General features: G+C 63.3%; 22 protein-coding genes. 7 read left to right on the forward strand and 15 right to left on the reverse strand.

What is annotated here, in order from left to right; translation table 11 throughout:
- Positions 1-233: 233 nt before the first annotated feature.
- Positions 234-1,097 carry a LysR family transcriptional regulator gene (locus tag GDH07_RS12720; protein ID WP_053130147.1) on the forward strand — a complete coding sequence of 288 codons (864 nt, stop codon included), beginning with the start codon at positions 234-236 and terminating at the stop codon, positions 1,095-1,097.
- Positions 1,098-1,133: 36 nt separating this feature from the next.
- Here GDH07_RS12720 and GDH07_RS12725 read toward each other — a convergent pair whose 3' ends face one another.
- Both GDH07_RS12725 and GDH07_RS12730 read right to left on the reverse strand, forming a co-directional pair.
- Positions 1,134-1,850, reverse strand: a complete 717-nt coding sequence (locus tag GDH07_RS12725) for an HPP family protein (protein ID WP_152898282.1) — start codon at positions 1,848-1,850, stop codon at positions 1,134-1,136.
- A gap of 53 nt (positions 1,851-1,903) precedes the next feature.
- On the reverse strand, positions 1,904-2,296 hold the full coding sequence (locus GDH07_RS12730) for a hypothetical protein (protein ID WP_152897745.1): 393 nt from the start codon (positions 2,294-2,296) through the stop codon (positions 1,904-1,906).
- Between the two features lie 241 nt (positions 2,297-2,537).
- On the opposite strand from GDH07_RS12730, the gene GDH07_RS12735 reads away from it, so the two are divergent.
- From GDH07_RS12735 to GDH07_RS12745, 3 genes are read left to right on the forward strand one after another with little or no spacing between them, the layout of a single operon-like run.
- Positions 2,538-3,329: a hypothetical protein gene (locus tag GDH07_RS12735; protein ID WP_152897746.1), complete on the forward strand. Its 792-nt coding sequence runs from the start codon at positions 2,538-2,540 to the stop codon at positions 3,327-3,329.
- The gene (locus GDH07_RS12740) at positions 3,329-4,741 is read left to right on the forward strand and encodes a saccharopine dehydrogenase C-terminal domain-containing protein (protein WP_152897747.1); all 1,413 of its coding nucleotides are present in this window, start codon (positions 3,329-3,331) and stop codon (positions 4,739-4,741) included. The genes GDH07_RS12735 and GDH07_RS12740 overlap by 1 nt, the downstream gene beginning before the upstream one ends.
- A gap of 17 nt (positions 4,742-4,758) precedes the next feature.
- The gene (locus tag GDH07_RS12745) at positions 4,759-5,940 is read left to right on the forward strand and encodes an MFS transporter (RefSeq protein ID WP_152897748.1); all 1,182 of its coding nucleotides are present in this window, start codon (positions 4,759-4,761) and stop codon (positions 5,938-5,940) included.
- 30 nt (positions 5,941-5,970) lie between these two features.
- Here the strand turns inward: GDH07_RS12745 and GDH07_RS12750 are convergent, their stop codons facing one another.
- The 11 genes from GDH07_RS12750 to GDH07_RS12800 form a co-directional block, all read right to left on the reverse strand.
- Entirely contained in the window at positions 5,971-6,486 is a 516-nt protein-coding gene (locus GDH07_RS12750; protein WP_152897749.1) for a GNAT family N-acetyltransferase, read from the reverse strand.
- A gap of 42 nt (positions 6,487-6,528) precedes the next feature.
- Complete coding sequence (locus GDH07_RS12755; protein WP_152897750.1) at positions 6,529-8,157, reverse strand: ArnT family glycosyltransferase; 1,629 nt, start codon at positions 8,155-8,157, stop codon at positions 6,529-6,531.
- On the reverse strand, positions 8,158-9,522 hold the full coding sequence (locus GDH07_RS12760; protein WP_152897751.1) for a UDP-glucose dehydrogenase family protein: 1,365 nt from the start codon (positions 9,520-9,522) through the stop codon (positions 8,158-8,160). It lies immediately after the preceding gene.
- Positions 9,519-9,932, reverse strand: a complete 414-nt coding sequence (gene arnF / locus GDH07_RS12765) for a 4-amino-4-deoxy-L-arabinose-phosphoundecaprenol flippase subunit ArnF (protein WP_022644516.1) — start codon at positions 9,930-9,932, stop codon at positions 9,519-9,521. Before arnF ends, GDH07_RS12760 begins: the two co-directional genes overlap by 4 nt.
- On the reverse strand, positions 9,929-10,273 hold the full coding sequence (gene arnE / locus GDH07_RS12770) for a 4-amino-4-deoxy-L-arabinose-phosphoundecaprenol flippase subunit ArnE (protein WP_152897752.1): 345 nt from the start codon (positions 10,271-10,273) through the stop codon (positions 9,929-9,931). The genes arnF and arnE overlap by 4 nt, the downstream gene beginning before the upstream one ends.
- Entirely contained in the window at positions 10,270-11,919 is a 1,650-nt protein-coding gene (arnT, locus tag GDH07_RS12775; protein ID WP_152897753.1) for a lipid IV(A) 4-amino-4-deoxy-L-arabinosyltransferase, read from the reverse strand. Before arnT ends, arnE begins: the two co-directional genes overlap by 4 nt.
- Positions 11,916-12,800, reverse strand: a complete 885-nt coding sequence (gene arnD / locus GDH07_RS12780) for a 4-deoxy-4-formamido-L-arabinose-phosphoundecaprenol deformylase (protein WP_085597618.1) — start codon at positions 12,798-12,800, stop codon at positions 11,916-11,918. The genes arnT and arnD overlap by 4 nt, the downstream gene beginning before the upstream one ends.
- Positions 12,800-14,806: a bifunctional UDP-4-amino-4-deoxy-L-arabinose formyltransferase/UDP-glucuronic acid oxidase ArnA gene (gene arnA / locus GDH07_RS12785; RefSeq protein ID WP_022644512.1), complete on the reverse strand. Its 2,007-nt coding sequence runs from the start codon at positions 14,804-14,806 to the stop codon at positions 12,800-12,802. The genes arnD and arnA overlap by 1 nt, the downstream gene beginning before the upstream one ends.
- Positions 14,803-15,822: an undecaprenyl-phosphate 4-deoxy-4-formamido-L-arabinose transferase gene (gene arnC, locus GDH07_RS12790; RefSeq protein WP_022644511.1), complete on the reverse strand. Its 1,020-nt coding sequence runs from the start codon at positions 15,820-15,822 to the stop codon at positions 14,803-14,805. Before arnC ends, arnA begins: the two co-directional genes overlap by 4 nt.
- Before the next feature lie 4 nt (positions 15,823-15,826).
- Entirely contained in the window at positions 15,827-16,966 is a 1,140-nt protein-coding gene (gene arnB / locus GDH07_RS12795) for a UDP-4-amino-4-deoxy-L-arabinose aminotransferase (protein ID WP_152897754.1), read from the reverse strand.
- A gap of 495 nt (positions 16,967-17,461) precedes the next feature.
- The gene (locus GDH07_RS12800; protein WP_022644509.1) at positions 17,462-17,674 is read right to left on the reverse strand and encodes a FecR/PupR family sigma factor regulator; all 213 of its coding nucleotides are present in this window, start codon (positions 17,672-17,674) and stop codon (positions 17,462-17,464) included.
- A gap of 348 nt (positions 17,675-18,022) precedes the next feature.
- Between GDH07_RS12800 and GDH07_RS12805 the strand changes: the two genes are divergently transcribed.
- Positions 18,023-18,478: a glucosaminidase domain-containing protein gene (locus tag GDH07_RS12805; RefSeq protein WP_343038228.1), complete on the forward strand. Its 456-nt coding sequence runs from the start codon at positions 18,023-18,025 to the stop codon at positions 18,476-18,478.
- On the forward strand, positions 18,472-18,942 hold the full coding sequence (locus GDH07_RS12810) for a hypothetical protein (RefSeq protein WP_152897755.1): 471 nt from the start codon (positions 18,472-18,474) through the stop codon (positions 18,940-18,942). The genes GDH07_RS12805 and GDH07_RS12810 overlap by 7 nt, the downstream gene beginning before the upstream one ends.
- 67 nt (positions 18,943-19,009) lie before the next feature.
- On the opposite strand, the gene GDH07_RS12815 is transcribed toward GDH07_RS12810, so the two are convergent.
- Both GDH07_RS12815 and GDH07_RS12820 read right to left on the reverse strand, forming a co-directional pair.
- Complete coding sequence (locus GDH07_RS12815) at positions 19,010-20,455, reverse strand: alpha/beta hydrolase (RefSeq protein ID WP_152897756.1); 1,446 nt, start codon at positions 20,453-20,455, stop codon at positions 19,010-19,012.
- Entirely contained in the window at positions 20,452-21,123 is a 672-nt protein-coding gene (locus tag GDH07_RS12820) for a helix-turn-helix transcriptional regulator (protein WP_152897757.1), read from the reverse strand. The genes GDH07_RS12815 and GDH07_RS12820 overlap by 4 nt, the downstream gene beginning before the upstream one ends.
- A 216-nt stretch (positions 21,124-21,339) precedes the next feature.
- On the opposite strand from GDH07_RS12820, the gene GDH07_RS12825 reads away from it, so the two are divergent.
- Positions 21,340-22,749 (forward strand): MFS transporter, encoded by a 1,410-nt coding sequence (locus GDH07_RS12825; protein ID WP_152897758.1) that lies wholly within the window; start codon positions 21,340-21,342, stop codon positions 22,747-22,749.
- Positions 22,750-22,778 lie beyond the last annotated feature (29 nt).

Here is a 22,778-nt window from a genome sequence, read left to right on the forward strand (position 1 = left end):
GCTGAATATTTCACGAAGTAACATTTCGAAGTTGTAATTTATATTGCCGGGTCAATCATTCTGCGGCTTTGCGGGAATAGGAAGTTACTTGGCTTTGATGAAGATATCCTGGCTGTTAGTTTGCGGTCAGTATCGCCAGCGCCGCAGCCGTGGGTGAATCTCCGAACGCTGCTACTGGTTCCCCGCAGGCGGGCCGCTACAATGGCGCTCGACTTTGATGTTCTCGAGGCAGTATGGATATCGACCTGGCCCGCACCTTCCTGGAAATCGTTCGCAGCGGCAGCCTGATCGCCGCGGCCGAGCGCCTGCACCTGACCCAGACCGCCATCAGTGCCCGGGTACAGAACCTGGAGGGGCAGCTCAACTGCAAGCTGCTGGTGCGCAACCGGGCCGGGGCCCGGCCCACGGCCGATGGCGAAGCCTTCATCGCCTATGCCAACCAACTGGTGCAGACCTGGGAAGCGGCCCAGCGCGACCTGCCGCTCTTGGCGGGTTATCGCAATGTGCTGCATGTCGGCGGCGAATTGAGCCTGTGCAATCCGTTGATGCTGCACTGGGTACGGCGCTTGCGCCAGGCTTTGCCCAACCATGCGGTCCGGACCCAGATCGGCGATGGTGCGAGCCTGCAGCGTCAATTGGAGTTGGGGGTGCTGGATGCGGCGCTGGTATTCCAGCCGCTGTACTCGCCAGGCTTGCAGGTTGAGCAACTGCTGGAGGAAAAACTGATCCTGGTGCGCCTGGCCGGACGCCCGGAGCCCTATGTGTATATCGACTGGGGCGAGGATTTCCGGCGCCAGCACGACGCCGCGCTGCCTGAACAGGCCAAGGCCGCAGTGGGTTTCAACCTTGGGCCCTTGGCGCTGCAGTTCATCCTCGATTCCGGCGGCAGTGGCTACTTCCGTACCCGGGTGGTCCAGAGCTACCTGGACAGCGGCGTGCTGGAGCGAGTGGAGAAGGCCCCGGAGTTCAGTTTCCCCACCTACCTGCTATATGCCCGGGAGCGCGATTCGGCTTCCTTGCAGCAAGCCTTCGAGGTCTTGCGCGAAGTGATCGGACAGGACACCGACTGGTCCCAGCGCTGGTCGCCGATCATCTGACGGGCGTTTCGGCCTGGGCCAGCGGCAAGCACCGCCTCAGGGGCGTGGCTCGGGAGCCGAGGCCAGCACCTGGCCGATGCTGCGACGCCGGGCATGGGCCTCGCTGGCGTGAACCAACTGCTCGAGATCCTCGGGCGTGACGTCGAAGAACTCTTCCATTTCCTCCAGGGCCAGCTTCAGGTCGGCGGCGGTGATCGCCAGGCTGTCGGCGGCAGAGGGTGGGGCCAGGACAGCCGGTGGCTCGCTCGGCCCCTTGGGGTAGCGGGTGCGGGTCAGGTTGTTATAGGCCAGGGCGCTGGCCAGCAGGCTGGCGGCGGCGAGCATCACCGGCCCCAGCTCCAGCCAGCCCAGGGCGATGCTGTCCGGGTCAGCCAGCACCAGGGTCAGGGCCACCGCACCAGCGGGCGGATGCAAGCAACGTAGCCAGCACATCAGCACCACTGCCATGCCCGCAGCCAGGCAGGCGCTGCCCAGGCTACGTCCCAGTACTTGTGCCACCAATAGCGCCATCACCGCGGCACACAGGTAGCCGCCAAGGATCGACCAGGGTTGCGCCAGGGCCCCGGAGGACACTGCAAACAGCAGCACCGCCGAGGCACCGAGAGGGCCGATCAGGTGCACGGCCACGGGCATGCCGAACACCTGGGCGCAGAACCAGACACTGAACAGGGTCCCCAGGGCCATGCCGATGGCGGCGCGGCTCCATTCCAGGGGGCGGGTATTGATGGCGGCGGGTTTCCAGCGGGCGAACATCGACAAAAACGATCCATTTCCAGACGGCGGGCAAAAAGAAGGGCTTGTCTGGATCACCAGAAAGCCCTTGAACGTTCCAACATTTGGGGGAGGAACGGGCGCAGTTTGCCGCTGAATGCCCTGGCTGGCAAATTCATAATAATGCTGCTTAAGTGCAGTTTTTTTGCACTGAAATCCCGGCCCCGCCAAGCGGCTGAAGTTGTCTGGTAGCGCATCGGCAAGCGCCAGATGAACCGGTTCAGATCCGCGTCCGGCTTCACGGCAATGGGATTCTGCTGGCAGGTCATGGTGCCTCGCCGGCAACTTATGAGATCCCAGCCAGTCGACGAATATCGCCCCTGATGGAGTTGCAAAAACGTTATAGCAGCTCTTTTAACTACTGAATTAAAAGCGGCGATGTTCTTCGCCTGCGCAATTCGAACTCCCTTCGAACCGGTCGCGATCACGTTATATCGATATTTAATAGCGCTAGTTGCGTAGGCAAATGTTTCATTGTAAGAATTGCCGGGTCATATGGATCGACGCTTCGAGGGCCGGGTAGTACTCAGGCTGGCTACTTTGACTTTCTGCAAGCTATCAGGACGATAACCCATGAATGACGAAGCACTTCTGGATGAAGTAAAAAGCTGGTTTATCAATTGTTTAGGTTGTGCGGCCGGAAGACGAGAGTTCAGCAAGAATCGCTACATGCTGGCTGTCGCCCGCACCACGCAGGATGCCCGGGACATCTTCGATGATTACGTCCGGGCGCTGGAGGCCCGCGAGACCGTGGCCTGCCTGATCATCTGCCCGACCACCAGCCAAGAGCAGAAGTCCTACAGCGTGGCCCAGGAGGTACGGCGCCTGTCGGCACTGTTCAGTCCCCTTGGCGAGTTCTCCGCCGAGGAGTTGGCGACAGGCAAGGCGCTGAACAAGAAGCTCTACCTGACCTGTCCGGTTACCAACGCCAAGATATTGTTCGAAGACTTCGATGCGGTGGCGTTCTGTCCGCAGTCGGATGATATCGACGATGAACTTTACGACCCGTTGATGGCGGCACCCATTCCCGCCGTCAACTTCAACTCGGATGTATATGCCTTCTCGATGTTCTGTCGCGACATGAGCCTGCAGAAGTTTCAGCGAGAAGTCTTCGAGTTGTCGGCGACGCAACGCGGCGAACTCTACAAGATGGTATTGCATGGCTGGCAGAGCATTGCACAAAGGACCCTGGACAATTACATCAAGATGACCGATGTGAGCAAATGCCCGGTCTACCTGCATGACGATAACCAGTACTGGTTCGCCAACCATCAGGACCCGGCCTTTGCCGAATCCGTGAAGGAGCTGTATCGGCATGACATGCCGTTGATCTATGTCCCGAAGATCTTCTGCGAGTGGGAACAGTACTTCAGCGTCGGCCGTATCCCGGACTTCAGTGAAACTGCCACGGCTGGCAGCCAACACCTGGAAGAGTCTGTATCCAGCATTGAGGTGGTGTGATGAGTCAGGACGCTAATTTCTCCGCAAAGTTGGTTTTCATCGGTTTTGGCTCCATCGCCAGGGCCACCCTTGGGTTGTTCATGAAAACCCGCCAGTTCGACCTGGCGCAGGTAGTGGTGATCGCCCCGGATCTCAAGCAGCACCAGCCGTTCGTTGCGCTGGGAGTCGACTTCATCGAGCTGGCACTGACCCCGGACAATCTCCACAGCGTGCTGCGCGATGTAGTGGCGCCGGGAGACTTCATCGTCAACCTGTCGGTCAATGTCAGCAGCGCCGAGCTGATTCGGCTCGCCCATGAACAAGGCGCGCTGTACCTGGATACTTGCATCGAGCCCTGGGAGGGCCTCTACGACTCCCCGAGCCTGACCACCTCGCAGCGCTCCAACTACGCCCTGCGTGATCAGTTGCTGGCCCTGGCAGAGGAACTCGGCCCGGGCCCCACTGCGGTGCTCACCCATGGCGCCAACCCCGGGCTGGTCTCGCACTTCGTCAAGGCGGCGCTGCTGGAGCTGGCCGGGAAACTGGCGGTCGCTGTGCCCAGGGTCGACGGCGAGCCGGCCTGGAACGAATTGGCGATGGCCTTGAACGTCAAGGTGATCCACATCGCCGAGCGCGATACCCAGCGCTCCACGCAAATCAAGTCCGACGGCGAGTTCGTCAATACCTGGTCGGTCGATGGCTTCATCAGCGAGGCCGGCCAACCGGCGGAGCTGGGCTGGGGCTCCCATGAAAGAACCTGGCCGCCGTTCGCCCGGCATCACCAGTTCGGGTCGAACAATGCGATCTACCTCGAACGCCCGGGGGCTTCGGTCCCCGTCAAGACCTGGACGCCCAACGGCGGCCCTTGCACTGGCCTGCTGATCACCCATAACGAAGCCATCTCGATTCCCGACTTCCTGGCGGTCAAGGACAATGAAGTGCTGCTCTACCGTCCCACCGTGCACTACGCCTACCACCCTTGCGACGATGCCTTGCTATCGGTGCATGAGTACATCGGCCGTGGCTGGCGGGCCCAGGACAGCAAGCGGATCATGGCCGACGAAATCGCCTCTGGCGGGGTCGATGCCCTTGGGGTGTTGCTCATGGGGCACGGACTGAACGCCTATTGGTATGGGTCGATCCTGAGCATCGACCAGGCCCGGCAGATCGCCCCCTTCAATACCGCCACCAGCTTGCAGGTCGCGGCGGGAGTGTATTCGGGCATCATCTGGGCGATCGAGAACCCAGCGCGAGGGATAGTCGAACCGGAGCAGATGGACCATCGCCGGGTACTGGAGATCGCCTTGCCGTTTCTTGGGCGACTCGAAGGCATCCAGACCGACTGGACGCCGCTGGATACCACCAACGCCCTGTTCCATAAACCCGAGGGCGATTTCTGTCCCTGGCAGTTCGAGCACTTCACGGCTATCTAGACAAGGTCGGCACCTCCATGGAAAACCCTGGCATCGAGTACACGGATAAGCAGCGTTGGCTGGCCCTGACCAAGATCAACACGCTGTCGGTACTTTCACAGGTCGTGCAAATCGGCACCATCACGCCCTTGCTGTCGCTGTCACTGGAGCAGCAGGGCGTGCAGCCGGCCAAGATCGGGGTGATCGTCAGTGCCTCGTGGATCGCGATCCTGTTGCTGTACAAGATCGTTCCGCGTCTGTTGGGACACCTGGGCCTGGTCAAGGCCAATATCCTCAGCGCGGCGTTGACCATCGCCGCGCTGATCGGCATGACCTTGACCCGCAACCTGGCGCTGATCTTCGCTCTGAACTTTGTCCTGGGAATAGGTTTGATCCTGCGCTGGATCGCCTGCGACACCTGGATCGTCTCGGTGGCGTCGCGTAACGAGCGCGGCCGGGCGATCGGCGTGCATGAAACGCTCATGGGCCTGGGGATCGCGGTAGGTCCGCTGTTGCTGGTGGTGTTCGGCGTCGGCAGCACCGTGCCTTACTACGCCTGCGCGACCATCGTACTGGTCTCGGGCGTGCTGGCCTTGACCTTGAAAGAGCACGATACGCAGCCCCAGACGCCGGCGCACAAGCATCACGCGAAGCTGTTCGGCCTGATCCCCCTGGCCCTGTACGGGGCCTTCATCGCCGGGTTCGCCGAAACCTCCTCGGTGTCGTTCCTGGCCGGCTACAGCCTTTCCACGGGTTATGCCCTGACCGCGGCGACGCTGTTGATCTCGGTGTTCGGTATTGGCGGCACGGTCCTGCAGTTGCCCATTGGCTGGATCGCCGATCGCACCTCCTGCAAGACCGGGCAATTGCTTTGCGGCCTGGTCTTGCTGCTGGGCACGGTGGCGATTCCGTTCAGCCAGCCGTTGCCCTGGCTGGCGACCCTGATCGTCTTCTTCTGGGGGGCGGCGATCGGCGGCATGAATACGCTGGCGGTGATCGAGGCGGGGCACCGGGTTGGCGAGCACCAGGTGTCCACGGCCATGACCGCCATTGCCATGTTCTACACCCTGGGCAGCGTACTGGGGCCGATCATCACCGGTGCCACTGTGTCTTACGTCAGCTCGCACGGACTGATGATTTCGGTTGGCGTGGTGGGGGTGTTTTTCGTGGCGCTATTGGCGCTGCGCCGGACGGCCACGGTGCAACTCGAGGGGCAATAGCCGCTCAAGTGAGCCACGCCTGCTGTTCGGTCAGAGCAGCAGGCGCATGGCGCAGCGGCGTTGCGCTGGCAGCCCGTGCGCTACCTCGTCGGCCAGGACCTGATGCAGGCGTGCTGGCAGCCGGGCCGTTTCCAGGGTGACGAAGCCCAGGCGCTGATAGAAGGGTTCGTTCCACGGCAGCTCGCGGAAGGTACTCAGGGCCAGGGACTCGAGCCCTTGCTGGCGCGCATGCTCGATTGCAGCCTGCAGCAGGGCCTTGCCGATACCCCGGCCCTGGTGGTCGCTGGCTACCGATACTTCCCATATATGCAGTTGCGGGCCGAAGACCTGGGCCGCGAGAAAAGCGCATGGGCCAGCATCGCCGGCGATGGCCACCCAGACCACCTGGGTGCGGATGCGTTGCTCATGGCAAGCGGTATCCGCCACTGGCGCGTCGGCCAGCCAGGCTAGTTGCGGATCGCGGCGAAACAGCACGGCAGCGGAAGTCTCGATGGCGGGGAGGAAGCTGGCATCGGGCACTCGCGCCCGGCGGATTTCAATGGTCATGGGCGCGAGTGTAAGGAGCCGCTGGGGCCTTGTGCAACGGCTTCAGGGCTGTGGCAAGGCGGGGCCGGGCAAGTGCAGGAGCACGAAGTCGTTCTTGTCGAAGCGTGCGCTGAGCACCGGTTTCAGCCCAGCCAGGGAACTACCTTGCAGGTCGGCGAGGTCACCCTGGTCGAGGATGATCCAGGCGGGCCCGGCAATCTGCTCCAGCGCCGTGGGCTGGTCGGTGAAGCGTGGCTGCAGGTCCTGGTCCAGGTTGACCATGAACTTGATCGCCTTGGCGTCCTTGCCCATGCGGTGCAGGACCAGTGGTGCCGGCTGCTCCTCGATCAGGCGCAGCGCCGCCTGACTGAAGTCCCGGGTGTCATAGAGCCGGTGCTGGACGGGTTCGAACACACCGATATAGCAGGCCCAGACCGCCAGCACCGCGCTGTAGGCCAAGCCCACGGCGCGCCACTGGCGCTTGAACAGCAACGCCAGGGACAACAGTTGCAGCAGCCCCAGCACCACCAGCATGGGGGTGAGGTTGGTCAATTGGTCGGGGAATTTGCGCCGCAATACCACCAGGCCCACCATCAGCAGTGCCGGAAATAGCAGCCACAGGCCCTGGATCAATCCGCGCAGCCAAGCCATCAGTCGGCCGCCATGGGCCTGGAACGGATAGCTCGCGATGATGGCCACCATGGGCAGCATCGGCAGCAGGTAGCGTGCCTTCTTCGCCTGGGGAATCGACAGGCCGATCATCACTACCAACGCCGCGGCGGTGCTCCAGCGCAGCAGCCTCAGGGCCGGGCTGGCCGGTTCGCCCGAGCGACCCACCAGCACCGCGACCCAGGCCAGCAGCGCCAGCGGGTAGGCCAGGGCGTAGTTGCCCAGGGAACTGGTGAAGTAATAGAGGACATCACTGGAGCCTTCGCTGCCGTCCATGCGCCCCATGAACTGCATGCGGATCACATCGTCTACGAAACCCTGGCCGCCGCTGAGCTTGGCCAGCCACAGCAGCAGGGCAATGCACAGCACCAGTAATCCAAGGGCGCTGAAGCCAAACCCGAACAGGCGCCGCCACTGGCCTGCCAACAGGTAGTAGCTGCACAGCATTCCAGTGGGGATCACCAGGCCAATGGGTCCGCGAATGGCAAAACCCAGCACCAGCAACAGCAGGATCGAGCCCAGGCGTCGGGGCGCGGCGAAGTGGTCATGGGCGTAACCCAGGTAGAACACCGCCAGGGACACGGCTGCCAGCATCTGGTCCAGGGATACCGCGCGGGTTTCGCTGATGAAGGTATTGCTCAGCAGCAACAGGGCGATGCTGGACAACGCCCAGGTGCGGGAGTAGGGCGCCAGCAGGCGATAGAGCAGGCTGACGGTCAGTGCCGAGGCGATTGCCGTGGGCAACCAGGCGGTGAAACTGGTGACCTGTCCGCCGGGAAGCGAGAACAGCCACACCAGCAGGGTCGAGGCGCTGGTGTAGTCGGCATAGGGCTCGCCATAGGTGGTAGGGAAGAATCCCGGGCCATGGCGCAGCATTTCCTTGGCGAACAGGACGAACCGGGAATCGAAGCCGATCGCCGACTGATGGTCGGCGCCGGTGCAGAACAGCAGCAAAGTCAGCAGCCCCAGCCCCAACGATTGCCAAAATAATGTGTTCGAAGGGGAGCTGGAGTGCGTGCTCATTCAGGCCTCGGTAGACCACTGCTGATGAGGGATCGGCAGGTTGCGCGACTCGCCGCGACCGATCGGGAAGTAAGTGAAGCCGTTGCGGGCCAGGCGCTCGGCGTCGTACAGGTTGCGGCCGTCGAAGATCACCGGGGCCTTGAGACGCTGCTGGATCAGCTCGAAATCCGGTGCCTTGAACTGCTGCCACTCGGTGCAGATGATCAGGGCGTCGGCGCCGTTGAGCACCGACTCCGGGGTGCCCATGAGCATCAGGCGCGATTCATCCAGATACAGGCGCTGGGTTTCCTGCATGGCTTCCGGGTCGAAGGCCCGGACCTCGGCGCCGGCGGCGAACAGCGCATCGAGCAGTACCCGGCTCGGGGCGTCACGCATGTCGTCGGTGTTGGGCTTGAATGCCAGGCCCCACAGGGCGAAGGTCTTGCCTTCCAGGTCGCCCTTGTAGAACGCCTTGATGCGCTCGAACAGCTTGTGCTTCTGCCGCTCGTTGATGGCTTCCACCGCTTGCAGCAGGTCGCTGGAGCAGTGGGCCTGCTCGGCGCTGTGGATCAGGGCGCGCATGTCCTTGGGGAAGCACGAGCCGCCATAGCCGCAGCCAGGGTAGATGAAGTGGTAGCCGATACGAGTGTCGGCGCCGATCCCCAAGCGTACCGACTCGATATCGGCCCCCAGATGCTCGGCCAGCTCGGCGATCTGGTTGATGAAGCTGATCTTGGTCGCCAGCATGCAGTTGGCGGCGTACTTGGTCAGCTCGGCGCTGCGCAGGTCCATGAACATGATGCGGTCGTGGTTGCGGTTGAACGGCGCATACAAGTCGCGCATCACATCGCGCACTTCCTCGCGGGCGCAGCCGATGATGATGCGGTCCGGACGGCGGCAGTCGGCGACCGCCGAGCCTTCCTTGAGGAATTCCGGGTTGGAGACGATATCGAACTGCAGTGGACGGCCGTCCAGGGCATTCTCGATGTGGGCCTTGAGGGTGTCGCCGGTGCCGACTGGTACGGTGGATTTCTCCACCAGGATCAGCGGCTGTTCACGGTGGCGGGCCACGGCATCGCCCACCGACAGCACATAGCGCAGGTCGGCCGAGCCGTCTTCGCTCGAGGGCGTGCCAACGGCAATGAACAGCACCTGGCCGTGTTGTACCGCGAGTTTCTCGTCGTTGGTGAAGTGCAGGCGCTTGGCTTCGAGGTTTTCCTTGACCAGGCTCGCAAGCCCGGGTTCGAAGATGCTCACGTGTCCTTGTTGCAGCTGTTTGACTTTGTGCTCATCGATGTCCATGCAGATGACATCGTGGCCGACTTCAGCCAACACGGCAGCCTGTACGAGGCCGACATAACCACTTCCAAATACACTGATTTTCATGGGGTATTCCTGGGACTTGTCGCGGGTGCAGATCGAGAGTTGATGGTGATGACCCCAAGGATGACCAAGGCCACCCCAAGGGTTTTGGAAAGCGTGAACGGCTCGTTGAACAGCGGCAGGCCGGCGGCTAGCAGGTAGACCAGCGCGTAGCTGATGCTCAACAGCGAATAAGCCCGGCCCAGTGGCAGGTCGCGCAGGGCCAGCAGCCAGCAGAGCATCGACAGGGCGTAGGCGCCGATGGCCGCGATGACCACCGCCAGGGCGGCCAGGTCGACGCTGCCGTTACCCAGGGCGTCCAGCCACTGCTGGGGTGCGGGCAGGCGCGTCATGCTCCAGCGCATGGCCAGTTGTGCGCCGCTGACCAGCACCACGCTGCCCAGCGCGAAGGCGAAGCCCTTGGCCCGGCTCATGCGTGACGCCCCAGCAGCACTACGCCGCCGATCACCAGGGCGACCCCCAGCCAATGCCGGCGGTCGATGGGCTCGTGGAAGACGAAACGGGCAACCAGGGTGACCAGCACGAAATTCAGGCTGAGCATGGGGTAGGCCACGCCCACTTCCATGCGCTGCAAGACCAGCAGCCATACCAACAGGCCCAGGCCGAGGCTGAACAAGGCCAGCCACAACCAGCCCGAACGCAATTTGGCCAGCAGGTCCGAGGGTTGCTCGCGCCAGCTTTCCACGGCGAATTTCTGTGCCACCTGGCCCAGGCAGGTCAGCCCGCAGGCCAGTAGTAGAAGCAACAGGCTCATGGCTGGCTCTGGGGAATGATGAAGATCACGATGTTGCCCTGGGCGTAGCGCTTGGCATCCGGTGGCAGCAGTTGGACTTCATGCTCTTCGTCGCTGCTCTTGACCCGCATGACCACGCCCACTGGGCCTTGCTTGCGGGCCTCGGTTATCCACGGCTGGACCTGGTCCAGATCGACCTTGCGGCGGGCCGAATCAGCGTAGGTCAGGCCGTACTTCAATTCACCTTCGGTGTTGTACAGGGTTACGTCGCTGCGGCGCAGGCGCCAGGCCAGCGCCGATGCCGCGCCAAGATCGTTGCTCAGCAGGCTCTTGGATTCGCTCAGCTCAGCGACGTGATCGATGATGAACTGGTCGGGAATCTTGTTATAGACCACCGAATTGGGCAGGGCGGCCGGGGCCAGGGCCACCAGCAGGAAGCTGCCCAAAGCCGGAGCCGCCCACATGTTCGATGGGCGCATGGCCGCCAGCAGGTTGCTGAAGATCCAACCCAGCAGCAGGACGTACACCAGCACCAGGTGCTGCGGTTCATCTACATACACTGGCTTCTTCAGCTGGAAGTACACCAGTGCCAGGAGTCCCAGCAGGCCCGCCAGCAGATTGAGCAGGCCATTGAGACTGATGAGGCGCGTCTGCTTGTTGCTCAGGCGATCCATCAGGGCATTGCCCATCAACAGCGCCAGAGGCAACAGGCACGGCAGGATATAGGCGGGCAGCTTGCCCTTGCTCAGGCTGAAGAAGGCCAGTGGCAGCGCCAGCCACAACAGCAGGAACCTGCTACTGCCCAGGCGTCGCTGGTGCCAGGCTTGTTTGAATGTAGCTGGCAGCAGCATGACCCACGGCACACTGAAGGCCACCAGCAACGGCAGGTAATACCACCACGGCGAGGCATGCTGGGCGTCTTCACCGGCGAAGCGGCGGATATGCTCGTGCCAGAAGAAGAAACGCCAGTAGTCCGGCTCTTGCGCATGTACCGCCAGGGCCCAGGGCAGGCTGATGACCACCGCGACGAGCACACCGATGCCACCAAGGACCAGCAGCGAGCGCAGGCGCTTCTGCCAGATGGCGTAGGGCAGGGCCACCAACACCGGCAGCAGCCAGGCCAGGAATCCCTTGGTCATGAAGCCCATGCCGCAGGCCAGGCCCAGGACTACCCAGGCCAGCAGCTGTCCGCGGGAAGTCTTGCAGTCGAAAGTGAACCACAATGCCACCAGGCTCAGGTTGACCCAGAAAGTGAACTGCGGATCGAGATTGGCGTAGCCGGCCAGCAGCGCCACTACGGTGAAGCTCATGTACAGCAAGGCGCTGGCCACGGCCTTGCGCGAGTCGTTCCACAAGCGCATGGCCAACAGGTAGGCCAGGACTACGCTCAGGCCGGTGCTCAGGGCCGAGGCCACGCGCACGCCGAACAGGTTGTCACCGAACAGCGCTTGGCCGATGGCCATCAGCCAATAACCGCCCACCGGTTTTTCGAAGTAGCGAATGCCCATGAAATGCGGCGACGCCCATTGCCCGCCATGGAGCATTTCCTGGCTGATCTGCGCGTAGCGCGTTTCATCGGGAATCCACAGGCCATGGGTGGCCATGGGCAGGAGGTAGAACAGGCCGAAAGCGATCAGCAGCAGCGGCAGGGCCCAGCGTCTGGTCATGCTCCTTGTACTCCCAGCCAGCCTTCACGGCCTTCCAGGGCGCCGCGTACCACCTGGCCTGCCGGCAAGCTGGAAATATCCGCCGGGAGCATGTCTCCCAGGGGTTGGAAATGAATGTCGCGCTGCTTGGCGGTGGCCAGCAGCTGACGGAAGTCATTGGCCATCAGAATCCCTTCTACTTCGGCGTGGATGGTGTAGACATTGAGCTTGCCTGGCTTGAACCGGTCGAGGATGAAGGCGTTGAAATCAGCGCTCGACACCACGGGGCCGACGACTTCGTCGAAGGTCGGCAGGTCTACCGGGATTTGTGGCGCGCCCAGGCCGCCGTCCGCCAAGCGTGGCTGGAACAGGCTCTGGCCGCGGCAATCGCTGTTGTAGCGAAAGCCGAATTGTTGCTTGGCTTCGATGACCCGCTCATCGGCACGCCAACCGGCGGATGCCGAGCAGCTCACCGCTTGCCCGAGAATATCGTTGAGGCTGTCGACGCCGCGGCGGATCTGTTCGATCAGCTGGGCCTGGCTCCAGCGCCCGGTATTGGCCTGCCAGCCGTGGTGATCCCAGGCGTGCAGGCCGACTTCATGTCCGGCAGCCAGGGCCTGGCGCATCAAGTGCCCCAGGTCCCGGCCAATGGGTTTACCTGGCCAGGCGGTGCCGGCCAGGAGAATGTCCCAGCCATACAGGCCGGCAGCATTGGACCGCAGCATTTTCCAGAGGAACTGCGGACGGATCAGGCGCCACAGGTGGCGCCCCATGTTGTCCGGCCCGACGCTGAAGAAGAACGTGGCCTTGACCCCGGCCTCATCCAGCGTTTCGAGCAGCCGTGGCACCCCCTCTCGGGTGCCGCGGTAGGTATCGACATCAATGCGCAGACCTGCCTGCATCAGCGTGCTTCTTCTTTGGTGCGATCGGCGATTTCCAGCATGGCTTCGCGCAGGAAGAAGTCCAGGGTGTTACCGATGGTCTGGCTCATCTCCACGGTCGGTTCCCAATCCAGCAGGCGCTTGGCGTTCTCGATGCTTGGCTTGCGGTGTTCCACGTCCTGGTAGCCGGCGCCGTAGAAAGCCTTGCTTTCCACTTCGCGGAAACCGGCGAACGGTGGGAAGTTGCCACGCAGCGGGTGGGCCTCGAACTGACGCAGCAGCTCTTCGCCCAACTGGCGGATGCTGGCTTCGTTGTCCGGGTTGCCGATGTTGATGATCTGGCCGTTGCAGCAGTCGTTCTCGTTGTCGACGATGCGGGCCAGGGCCTCGATGCCGTCAGCGATATCGGTGAAGCAGCGCTTCTGCTCGCCACCGTCGAACAGGCGGATCGGGGTGCCCTCCACCAGGTTGAGGATCAGCTGGGTGATGGCCCGGGAGCTGCCGATACGTGCCGAGTCCAGGCGGTCCAGGCGCGGCCCCATCCAGTTGAACGGACGGAACAGGGTGAAGTTCAGGCCCTTGGCGCCGTAGGCCCAGATCACGCGGTCCAGCAGTTGCTTGGAGACCGAGTAGATCCAGCGCTGCTTGTTGATCGGGCCGACGATCAGGTTGGAGTTGTCTTCGTCGAAGTTCTTGTCCTGGCACATGCCATAGACTTCCGAGGTCGACGGGAAGATCACCCGCTTGTTGTACTTCACGCAGTAGCGGACCAGCTTCAGGTTCTCTTCGAAGTCCAGTTCGAATACCCGCAGTGGGTTACGGGTGTACTCGATCGGGGTAGCGATGGCCACCAGCGGCAGCACCACGTCGCACTTCTTGATGTGGTACTCGATCCATTCGGAGTGAATGCTGATGTCGCCTTCGACGAAGTGGAAGTTCGGGTGGCTGCGCAGGCGCTCGATGGCGTCGCAGCCGATGTCCAGGCCGTAGACTTCGTACTTGTCGTCACGCAGCAGGCGCTCGGACAGGTGGTTACCGATGAAACCGTTGACGCCGAGGATCAGCACCCGGGTGCGACGTGGCTTGCGGCCGGACTCGGCACCGCGCAGCAGGGAACCGTCCACCAGGCCCAGTTCGTTGGCCAGTTGCGGGCCGCTCAGGTACAGGCCGTTGGCGTTGCGCTGGCCGGAGGTGATGACCAGGGAGTCTTCGCCACAGGCGATGCGCAGCGGATCGACGCTGATGACCCGGCCTGGAGCCTGGCCTTCGTTGCCCTTGGCGACTTCGGCGCTCCAGACGATCAGCTTGTGCTCGCCGACGGCGCAGAAGGCGCCAGGGTAGGGCTGGGTCACGGCACGCACCAGGTTGAACAGTTCTTCGGCCGGGCGTTTCCAGTCCAGCTTGCCGTCCGCAGCGGTACGCCGACCAAAGTAGCTGGCCTTGGATTCGTCCTGGGCGGTTTCGCTGATCTTGCCCTGGGCCAGTGCCGGCAGCGTGTCGCGCAGCAGGCTGGCAGCGGCATCACGCAGCTTGTGGTGCAGGCTCAGCGCCGTGTCGCTGCGCTCGATGGCCACGCGTTCCTGGGCGATGATCGCACCGGCATCGGCGCGCTTGACCATACGGTGCAGGGTGACGCCGGTCTCGGTCTCGCCCTTGACCAGGACCCAGTTGGCCGGTGCGCGGCCACGGTAGCGTGGCAGCAGGGAGCCGTGCAGGTTGAACGCGCCCTTGCTGGCGGTGGCCAGCAGCTGCTCGCTCAACAGGTTGCGGTAGTAGAAGGAGAACAGGTAGTCGGGATTGAGCTTGGCGATGCGCTCGATCCACAGCGGGTGGTTGGCATCTTCCGGGGCATGCACGGCGATACCCTTGCGGGCGCACAGTTGCGCGACAGAACCATAGAAGGTGTTTTCCTTCGGGTCATCGGCATGGGTGAATACCGCGGCGATCTCATAACCTGCGTTGAGCAGGGCTTCGATGCCAGCACAGCCAATATCGTGGTAGGCGAAGACGACAGCTTTATTGCTCATTGGGAAACCTGATCAGTATGGGTGGAAGTTAAACCGTCGACAGTCACCGCCGGGGCCGGGACCGCCGGGTGGCTGCGCAAGACTTTTTCGATGAAGAAGCGTGGGCGGGCCCGCACATCGCTGTACATGCGCCCCAGGTATTCACCCAAGAGGCCCATGCCGATGAACTGGCCGCCGGTGAACACGAAGAGCACCGCGAACAGGACGAAGGTGCCGTCGCCGGCCCAGGTGGCGCCGAAGATCAACCGCAGGACGATCAGCATCAGGGCGAACAGTGCGCCCAGGCCGGCCATGCCGAAGCCGATGATGCTCAGCAGGCGCAGGGGCGTGGTGGTCATGCAGGTGATGAGGTCGAACATCAGGTTGACCAGGCGCATCGGGCTGTACTTGGAGTCGCCGTGCTCGCGCTCGGCGTGCTCCACCAGCACCTCGGTGGTATGCCGGGCGAAGCTGTTGGCCAGGATCGGGATGAAGGTGCTGCGCTCGGTGCAGGCCAGCATCGCGTCGATGATGGTCCGGCGATAGGCACGCAGCATGCAGCCGTAGTCGCTCATGGCTACCCCGGTGGAGCGCTGCACTGCCAGGTTGATCAGCTTCGACGGCCAGCGGCGGAAAGCCGAATCCTGGCGGTTGTTGCGCACGGTGCCGACCACGTCGTAGCCCAGTTCGGCCTGGGCCACCAGGCGTGGAATTTCTTCCGGTGGGTTCTGCAGGTCGGCATCGAGGGTGATCACCACATCGCCGCGGCACTGCTCGAAACCGGCCATGATCGCTGCGTGCTGGCCGTAGTTGCGGTTGAGGATCACCGCCACCACCGGGCTGCCTTCGCGTTCGGCGGCGGCTTGCAGGATGTTGGCCGACTCGTCGCGACTGCCATCGTCCACCAGGACGATTTCAAAGTCGTGCTTGAGCAGGCGGCAAGCCGCTTCGGTACGTCGCAACAGCTCGGGAAGGCTCTGTTCTTCGTTGTAGACCGGGATGACGATCGACACGAACTGAATTGGGTAAGGTTTCAAGGGGTCAGTCCAGGAGGTTTTCAATGGCGCCGGCGACCCGCTCGACATCGTCGAGGGTCATGTCCGGAAACAGTGGGATCGAGCACAGCCGCGCGGAGTTCCACTCGGTATGCGGCAGGTGCACATCGGGGAAACGCTGGCGGTAGTAGGTATGCATGTGGGTCGCGATGAAGTGGATGCCGGTACCGATGTTCTGCTCCTGCAGGCCCTTCATGAAGGCTTCGCGGTCCAGTCCGCAACGCTCGGCATCGATGCGCAGGATGAACAGGTGCCAGCTGTGCTGCTGCGGATACTGCGGCAGGTGCAGCGGTTGCACCGGCAGGCCGGCCAGGCGCTCCAGGTAGGCCTTGGCCAGGACTTCGCGACGGGCGTTGATCTGGTCCAGGCGCTGCAGTTGTACCAGGGCGATGGCCGCGTTCATGTCCGCCAGGTTGTACTTGAAGCCGGGCTCGATCACCTGGGCCTGGGGCTTGCGGCCATGGGTCAGGCGGTCGTAGGCATCCACTCCCAGGCCATGGAACTTGAGCATGCGCACCCGGTTGGCCAGGGCCTCGTCATCGCTGACGAACATTGCGCCCTCGGCGCAGGTCATGTTCTTGATCGCATGGAAGGAAAAGATCGCCGTGCCCCGGGCGCCGATCTCGCGGCCGCGGTAGGTGGTACCGGCGGCGTGGGCGGCGTCTTCGATCACCGCGATGCCGTGCTTGTCCGCCAGGGCGTAGAGCGGATCGAGGTCGAAGGCGGCACCCGCGTAATGCACCGGAATGATCGCCTTGGTCCTGGGAGTGATCGCGGCCTCTATGGTCGCTGCGTCGCTCATCAGGGTGTCGGGATCGACGTCGACGAACACCGGGGTCGCCCCCAGCAGGCAGATCATGTTGGCGGTGGAAACCCAGGTCTGGGAGGGGGTGATGACTTCATCGCCGGGGCCGATGCCCAGGGCCAGCAGGGTGATGTGCATGGCGCCGGTGGCCGAGGACAAGGCCACGGCATGGCGGGCACCGACACGTTCGGCGAAGAGCTGTTCGAGTTCCTGGTTTTTCGGGCCGGTGGTGATCCAGCCGGAGCGCAGAACCTGCTCTACAGCGGCCATCTCTTCGTCGCCAATACTCGGACGCGAGAAAGGAAGGAAAGCCTGGTTCATGGTTACCTCGGGTCTACACAATGCGAAAGCTGGGGGTACGAATGTAGCGTGCGAACAACGTTCATGGAGCGCGGGAGGCGGTGGTCATCGGGCACATCCGGTTGATTGGGCCAGCGTGGCGTTCCATGCAGCAAATGAGTAAAGACGATGTTCGTGAAAAGTAAATGTGGATCAAGGCGTTACCCGTGCAAGTTGCGAAACGACTGCACCAGGCCCCTTGTTCGTCGGTGGCTGAGATTAAGCGCAAAAATGTGAAACGAATATGAAAAAGAAGCCAAAACTCCGTTTTTCTGCGAGCTAGACAGCTAGGGTTCAGTTTATTTAAAAAGTGTTGGAGAAATGGCCGTAGACCGCCGGTTTCAGCGGCTTTGCGGTGAAATCCGAAGCGCATGGCGAAGGCTGTTTTGGGACTTCGCGATGGTATCAATCTGGACAACCAGGCAACCTGGCGCCGCCATCAAGCGACTGCCCGGCAACGCGCCCAACGCGCCCTGGTCAAGGCGCCGTGGTGGTGGGCGAGAGTTGTCCGGTCAGGTCCCAGACCTCCAGCATCCTGGCATATTCCAGGGCATGGCCCGGGTCGCCCTGCAGCCAGTCCTTGAAGGCCTGGCGCTCCTGGGCGGTGCAATCGTCCTCGCGCAGGCGCATGCACCAGTGCGCGGCCTGCATCATCACGTATTCGTCTGCTTCACTGGCAGAGTCAGTCATTGCTTCGATCCTTGTTCAGGTGGTGCTCAACGCGTCCTTGCAGGACGACATCCCAGCAGTATCGGATTGAAACTCGCCCGTGGCCAAGATCGGCGTTTGGTTGCGTCCGCGAACCCCGGTACGGAGTACTGCAGGAGGAGGGCAATCTAAGGCAACGAGCGAGAAAAAATCGTCAAGACAGCGACCATGGGAGGCCTTGCCAGTCGATGGGAGCCAACAACTGTGACCTGGGCCACAGCCCGCGGGTTCAGTGCGCTTGAGGCCGCAGGCAGCGGCCAGTGGTTGCTTTATACTGCGCGCGGCAAATACCCATGAAATGGAATCCACCGATCAAGCGAGGGAAGCAACGTGAGCGCCAAGCTGTGCAACAACATCAGTGCCGTCACCTTTGTCAGCAAATACAAGGTGGTGTGCCAGCCAATCGCCGATCAACTGGACCTTCCGGTGGAGAACATCCTCGGTCTGGCGGCCCAGGAGAGCCAGTACGGCACCGGGCGGATCGCCCAGGACCTGAACAACTTCTTTTCCATGCACGCACCGGCCCCGCTGCAGATCGGAGCCGAGGCGCCCCGGGGCAATGCGGCGATCAAGGTGGCCAAGTTCGCCTCGTTCCAGCAGTCGGCCCAGTCCTTCGCGCAAAGCTTCGGCGCCTCGGTACGCGGCAAGCGCGAGCCGATGGAGTTCGCCCAGGCCCTGGTACGCAGCGGCTATAACAGCGGCGATGCGGCCACCGGCGGGCGCAACGGCTTCGCCAAGTACCTGGCGGACATCATCATTGCGGTCAGGGGACGCATGGCATGCTGAACCACAATCTGCCGTCCCGGATGCTCGGCCTGGCCTTGGCTTGCGCTGCCTTCAGCGCCTGTGCCTCGGCTGGTTTGCAGCCCACCGAAGTCCAGCATTCCGGCCTGACCCGCGAGCAGGCGCAGCAGGTGTTGCTGGTGGCCCTCAAGCACCAGGATTACCAGATGGATCGGCCCGGAGTGTTCGTCGATGGCAACCTGCAGGATGAAAGCGGCAAGCCGCCACACCCGGGCTACTTCGACTTCAGCCTGGGCTATGAGGATCCCAAGGCCGGCGCCACCGAATACTGGGGGCTGTTCTCGGTCAGCACGGCCACCGGCGACGTCTGGGAAATCAACAGCTGCAAGCGCCTCGATGGCGGCGAGCTGCGCGCCCTGCAGGGCCAGATCATGGGCCGTACCGGCAAGACCCTGGTGGATGAGGAGCCACAACGCCGGGGCTTGGGTTGCGAGGACGAGAAGTAGTGCGGCAGGCGAGTAGGCTGGACGTCTTGCTCGCCTGGTGTTGCCCCCGCCTGGTGTACCTGGCGGGCTAGTCGATATCCGCTTCGATACGCTGGATCAGGTAGGGATAGAAGGGATTGGAGGTCAGGCGCATCAACTCATCCATGGGCAGGACCAGCACCCCCCGTTCGCCACGGGCGGCCAGGGTTCCCAGGTGCACGCCAAAACTCTCGGTGCTGGTGGGCTGGGTGCCATACAGCGCATCGTCCACGGGGAAGGGCAGCGCCACATGGGATAGCGAGAACACTTCCGGCGGGTAGGCCAGGTCCAGGGGCTGCCGGCTTTCTTGCCGGCTGCCAGCAGCGGTGCTCAACAGCTGCACCGTGCTGTTGCCGGTGCCTTGGTTGCTCAGGATCCGCGTGCTGTAGTTGCGTGGCGGCGGTGGTAGCAGGCTGGCCGCGGAGGTGGCACTGGCCGGATCCAGCAATCCCTCGAAGTCCCGGGCACGGTTGAGGTCCAAGAGCACCAGCTCGCTGCCGTTGGCCGGCAGTTGCCGATACAGCCCGTTGACCAGCGCCGGTGTGCTGACGGTGGAGTCCACCAGGGACTGGAACGCCAGGATTGGCGGCATCTCGGCCAGGCGCGGGTCGTCCGCCAAGGCCTGCAGCTGGCTTTGCAAGGCATCGGTGAGCAGCCAGGACTGGCGGGCACCGTTGACCGGGAACGAGTTGTACTTGAACGGGTTGTATTCCGGACGCAGGTTCAGCCAAGCCGTCTTGCTGAAGGCCGGGAACACCGCCGGCCAGGCAGCCACCCCGGCGAAGCGCGCGGAGGCCGCAACCCCGATCATCGGCGAGACCAGCACCAGGCGCTGGGCCTGGGGCAATTGCGGATCGAGCAGGGCATCCAGGGCGTACTTGACCGCCAGGGCGCCACCGTTGGAGTAACCCACCAGGTGCAGTGGCGCCGGCGCCGGGACTTCAGCCCGGGCGGTGCGCAGGGCCAGGCGCGTGGCGGCCAGCCAGTCTTGCCAGCGGGCATCGGTCAAGCCCGCAGGCACCGTGCCGTGGCCGGGCAGGCGCAGGCCGATGGCCAGGTAGCCGTGCTCGACATAGCGCTGGGCAATGTGCCGCAGGCTGTAGGGCGAGTCGGTAAGGCCATGCACCAGCACCACCACGCCCCGAGGCTGCCCTTGCGGGCGCAACAGGTAGGAACGGTTCCAGTCGGTGGCGAACCCCGGGGGATAGACCCGGCTGTCCTGGCGGTAGCGATTGAACGGTGGCACCCGGGTCGGATCCAGGGCGGCGCTGACTGCGTGCTCGACCTCGGCGAATACCCGGTCCTCGGCCTTGAGCCAGCCGGTCCAATCGCTGCGGTCGAGCTCCTCGGCGTCCAGCTCGTGAGGGACATACAGGTGCCAGGGTTGCAGCGCCGGGCCGCGTTCGCTGTCGTAGATCCGCCAGGCCGAGAGGGTCAGGGCCGCGACCGTGAGCACCAGCGCGCCTTGTTTGAACAGCCAGGCGAGCTTGCTCATGAGTCGGCGCCTGGGGCGCTGATGCGGTATACGCAGCGCCGGTCACCGGTGATCAGGTGTTCCATGCGCTGTACTTCGCCCAATTCGCCGATGGCCGCCTGGAACACCTGCAGTTCGGAGCGGCAGAAACCCTGGCATTGCCGCGCGGCGACACAGATCGGACAGTGGCTTTCGATCAGCAACCAGTCATCGCCTGCGCTTTCCACATGGGCCATATACCCGGCCAGGTCACGGATTTGCGCCAGGGCGCGGACCCGTTCCTCCAGCGTCGACAGCGGTGCACAGGTAGCCAGGTACTCGGCACTGTTGATCCGCTCCATGTCGCTGACGATGCGCTCGACGCCGTCGGCACCGAATACCGCGCGGATCGAGTCGATCAACTGCAAGGTCAGGTTGGCATGGGTATCGGGGAAGCGTGCCTGGGCCTGTTCGGTCAGCACCCATTTCTGCGAGGGACGCCCGGCGCCCTGGGCCGGCATCAGTTGGCCGGTGATGAGCTGGCTATCCACCAGTTTCTGCAACTGTTGGCGGGTGGCCTCCAGCGACACCTCCAGCAGTGGCGCCAGGTCGGCGGTTTTCAAGGGGCCGCGGGTTTTCAGCAGGAACAGGATCCGCTCGGCGGTGGCGCCGGGGCTTTTCTTGTCGGCCGGGGAAGAAATCGAAGACATGCGGGACCATTGGCCAAGGGGCGATCGGGAAAATTCGGTTGCCTGCGCAACGCACGCAACCGGGCAAGCATAACAGGCTATGCGGGCCTGGCCTGGAGATTGTCCGTCGGGGGTTCGATAGGAGCGGGGAGTGGGCGATGCTGAAAAAACCAATTATCAAAGCAATTACTTGTGTAATACAGTGCGCCTTCTCGAACAACCAGACAGGAACAAGCCATGGCATCGACAACGGGCTGGTCGGCATTGCTACTGGGCAAGAATGGGCTGCGCTCCGCAGCCCTGGCCGGGGGCGTCGCGCTGCATGCAATCAACATCTACCTGGTCACCACTTTGCTGCCGTCGGTGGTGCAAGACATCGGCGGCCTGGACTACTACGCCTGGAACACCACGCTGTTCGTGGTCGCCTCGATCATCGGCTCCGTGCTCTCGACCCGGGCCCTGGCAGTACTGGGCCCGAAGCTGGCGTATGCCCTGGCGGGCGGGGTGTTCATGCTGGGCTGCGGTTTGTGTGCGCTGGCGCCGGACATGGCCTGGCTGATTGTCGGGCGCAGTATCCAGGGGCTGGGCGGTGGCCTGCTGTTCGCCTTGCCCTACGCGATGATCCGCCTGGTGTTCGATGAACCGCTATGGCCCCGGGCGATGGCGCTGATCTCGGCCATGTGGGGCATGGCTACGTTGATCGGGCCGGCGGTGGGTGGGGTATTCGCCGAGCAGGGCAGCTGGCGTGCGGCATTCTGGGTGCTATTGCCTTGTACCTTGTTGTTCATGCTGCTGGCCGTCGTCCTGTTACCGGGAAGGAGCCGAGAACCGATGCCACGTACTCCAATCCCCGGACTGCAGCTGGTGCTGCTGACGGTCATGGTCCTGGCGATTTCCGTTGGCAGCGTCAGCGCCTCGGCGCTGTACAACGTCCTGGGGCTGGCCGTGGGCCTGGGCCTGTTGCTGGTGGTGGGGGCCATGGAGAACCGCTCGGCAAAGCGCCTGTTGCCCCGTGGCAGCTTGAAACCCGGCAGCCTGTTGCTGCCGCTGTACCTGTCCATGGCGTTGCTGGTGGTGGGCATGACCAGCGAGGTCTTCGTGCCATTGTTCCTCCAGGTGCTGCATCACCAGACGCCGTTGCTGGCCGGTTACATCGCCGCCTTGATGGCTGCGGGCTGGACCCTGGGAGCGCTGGCCAGCTCCGGGCTGGGGGTGGGCGCTGCGGCCCGGGCGGTGGCCAGCGCGCCGTTGCTGGTAGTGGCCGGGTTGCTCCTGGCCTGCCTGGCCATGCCCGCCGCCAGCAGCCTGGCGAGCCTGGGGGCAATCTGCCTGGCCATGGTGCTGGTGGGGGTTGGTATTGGCCTGGCCTGGCCGCACCTGCTGGCGCGGGTCCTGGAGAGCGCCCCTGCCGACCAGAAGGAGCTGGCCGGGGCTTCGATCACCACCGTGCAACTGGTGGCTACAGCGCTGGGAGCGGCGCTGGCGGGGATGATCGTCAACCTGGCGGGGCTTGGTAGCGGTAATGACCTGGCCGGGGCAGCCCGGGCGGCGAGCTGGTTGTTCGGCTTGTATGCCGGGCTGTCGTTGCTGTTGTTCGTCTCGGTGCGCCAGGTACGCCGCGACCTACCTGTGGTCGCGCAGCTCTAGTCGCGAGGCTATTGCAGATTGTGGCGGGA

The organism is Pseudomonas piscis (genome assembly GCF_009380155.1).
GTDB classification, from domain to species: domain Bacteria; phylum Pseudomonadota; class Gammaproteobacteria; order Pseudomonadales; family Pseudomonadaceae; genus Aquipseudomonas; species Aquipseudomonas piscis.

Excerpts from the sequence above, each read along its gene's own strand:
- GDH07_RS12720 (WP_053130147.1), top strand. The coding sequence starts at position 234 with ATGGATATCGACCTGGCCCGCACCTTCCTGGAAATCGTTCGCAGCGGC.
- GDH07_RS12725 (WP_152898282.1), bottom strand. The coding sequence starts at position 1,850 with ATGTTCGCCCGCTGGAAACCCGCCGCCATCAATACCCGCCCCCTGGAA.
- GDH07_RS12735 (WP_152897746.1), top strand. The coding sequence starts at position 2,538 with ATGCTGGCTGTCGCCCGCACCACGCAGGATGCCCGGGACATCTTCGAT.
- GDH07_RS12740 (WP_152897747.1), top strand. The coding sequence starts at position 3,329 with ATGAGTCAGGACGCTAATTTCTCCGCAAAGTTGGTTTTCATCGGTTTT.
- GDH07_RS12745 (WP_152897748.1), top strand. The coding sequence starts at position 4,759 with ATGGAAAACCCTGGCATCGAGTACACGGATAAGCAGCGTTGGCTGGCC.
- GDH07_RS12750 (WP_152897749.1), bottom strand. The coding sequence starts at position 6,486 with ATGACCATTGAAATCCGCCGGGCGCGAGTGCCCGATGCCAGCTTCCTC.
- GDH07_RS12755 (WP_152897750.1), bottom strand. The coding sequence starts at position 8,157 with ATGAGCACGCACTCCAGCTCCCCTTCGAACACATTATTTTGGCAATCG.
- GDH07_RS12760 (WP_152897751.1), bottom strand. The coding sequence starts at position 9,522 with ATGAAAATCAGTGTATTTGGAAGTGGTTATGTCGGCCTCGTACAGGCT.
- arnF (WP_022644516.1), bottom strand. The coding sequence starts at position 9,932 with ATGAGCCGGGCCAAGGGCTTCGCCTTCGCGCTGGGCAGCGTGGTGCTG.
- arnE (WP_152897752.1), bottom strand. The coding sequence starts at position 10,273 with ATGAGCCTGTTGCTTCTACTACTGGCCTGCGGGCTGACCTGCCTGGGC.
- arnT (WP_152897753.1), bottom strand. The coding sequence starts at position 11,919 with ATGACCAGACGCTGGGCCCTGCCGCTGCTGCTGATCGCTTTCGGCCTG.
- arnD (WP_085597618.1), bottom strand. The coding sequence starts at position 12,800 with ATGCAGGCAGGTCTGCGCATTGATGTCGATACCTACCGCGGCACCCGA.
- arnA (WP_022644512.1), bottom strand. The coding sequence starts at position 14,806 with ATGAGCAATAAAGCTGTCGTCTTCGCCTACCACGATATTGGCTGTGCT.
- arnB (WP_152897754.1), bottom strand. The coding sequence starts at position 16,966 with ATGAACCAGGCTTTCCTTCCTTTCTCGCGTCCGAGTATTGGCGACGAA.
- GDH07_RS12800 (WP_022644509.1), bottom strand. The coding sequence starts at position 17,674 with ATGACTGACTCTGCCAGTGAAGCAGACGAATACGTGATGATGCAGGCC.
- GDH07_RS12810 (WP_152897755.1), top strand. The coding sequence starts at position 18,472 with ATGCTGAACCACAATCTGCCGTCCCGGATGCTCGGCCTGGCCTTGGCT.
- GDH07_RS12815 (WP_152897756.1), bottom strand. The coding sequence starts at position 20,455 with ATGAGCAAGCTCGCCTGGCTGTTCAAACAAGGCGCGCTGGTGCTCACG.
- GDH07_RS12820 (WP_152897757.1), bottom strand. The coding sequence starts at position 21,123 with ATGTCTTCGATTTCTTCCCCGGCCGACAAGAAAAGCCCCGGCGCCACC.
- GDH07_RS12825 (WP_152897758.1), top strand. The coding sequence starts at position 21,340 with ATGGCATCGACAACGGGCTGGTCGGCATTGCTACTGGGCAAGAATGGG.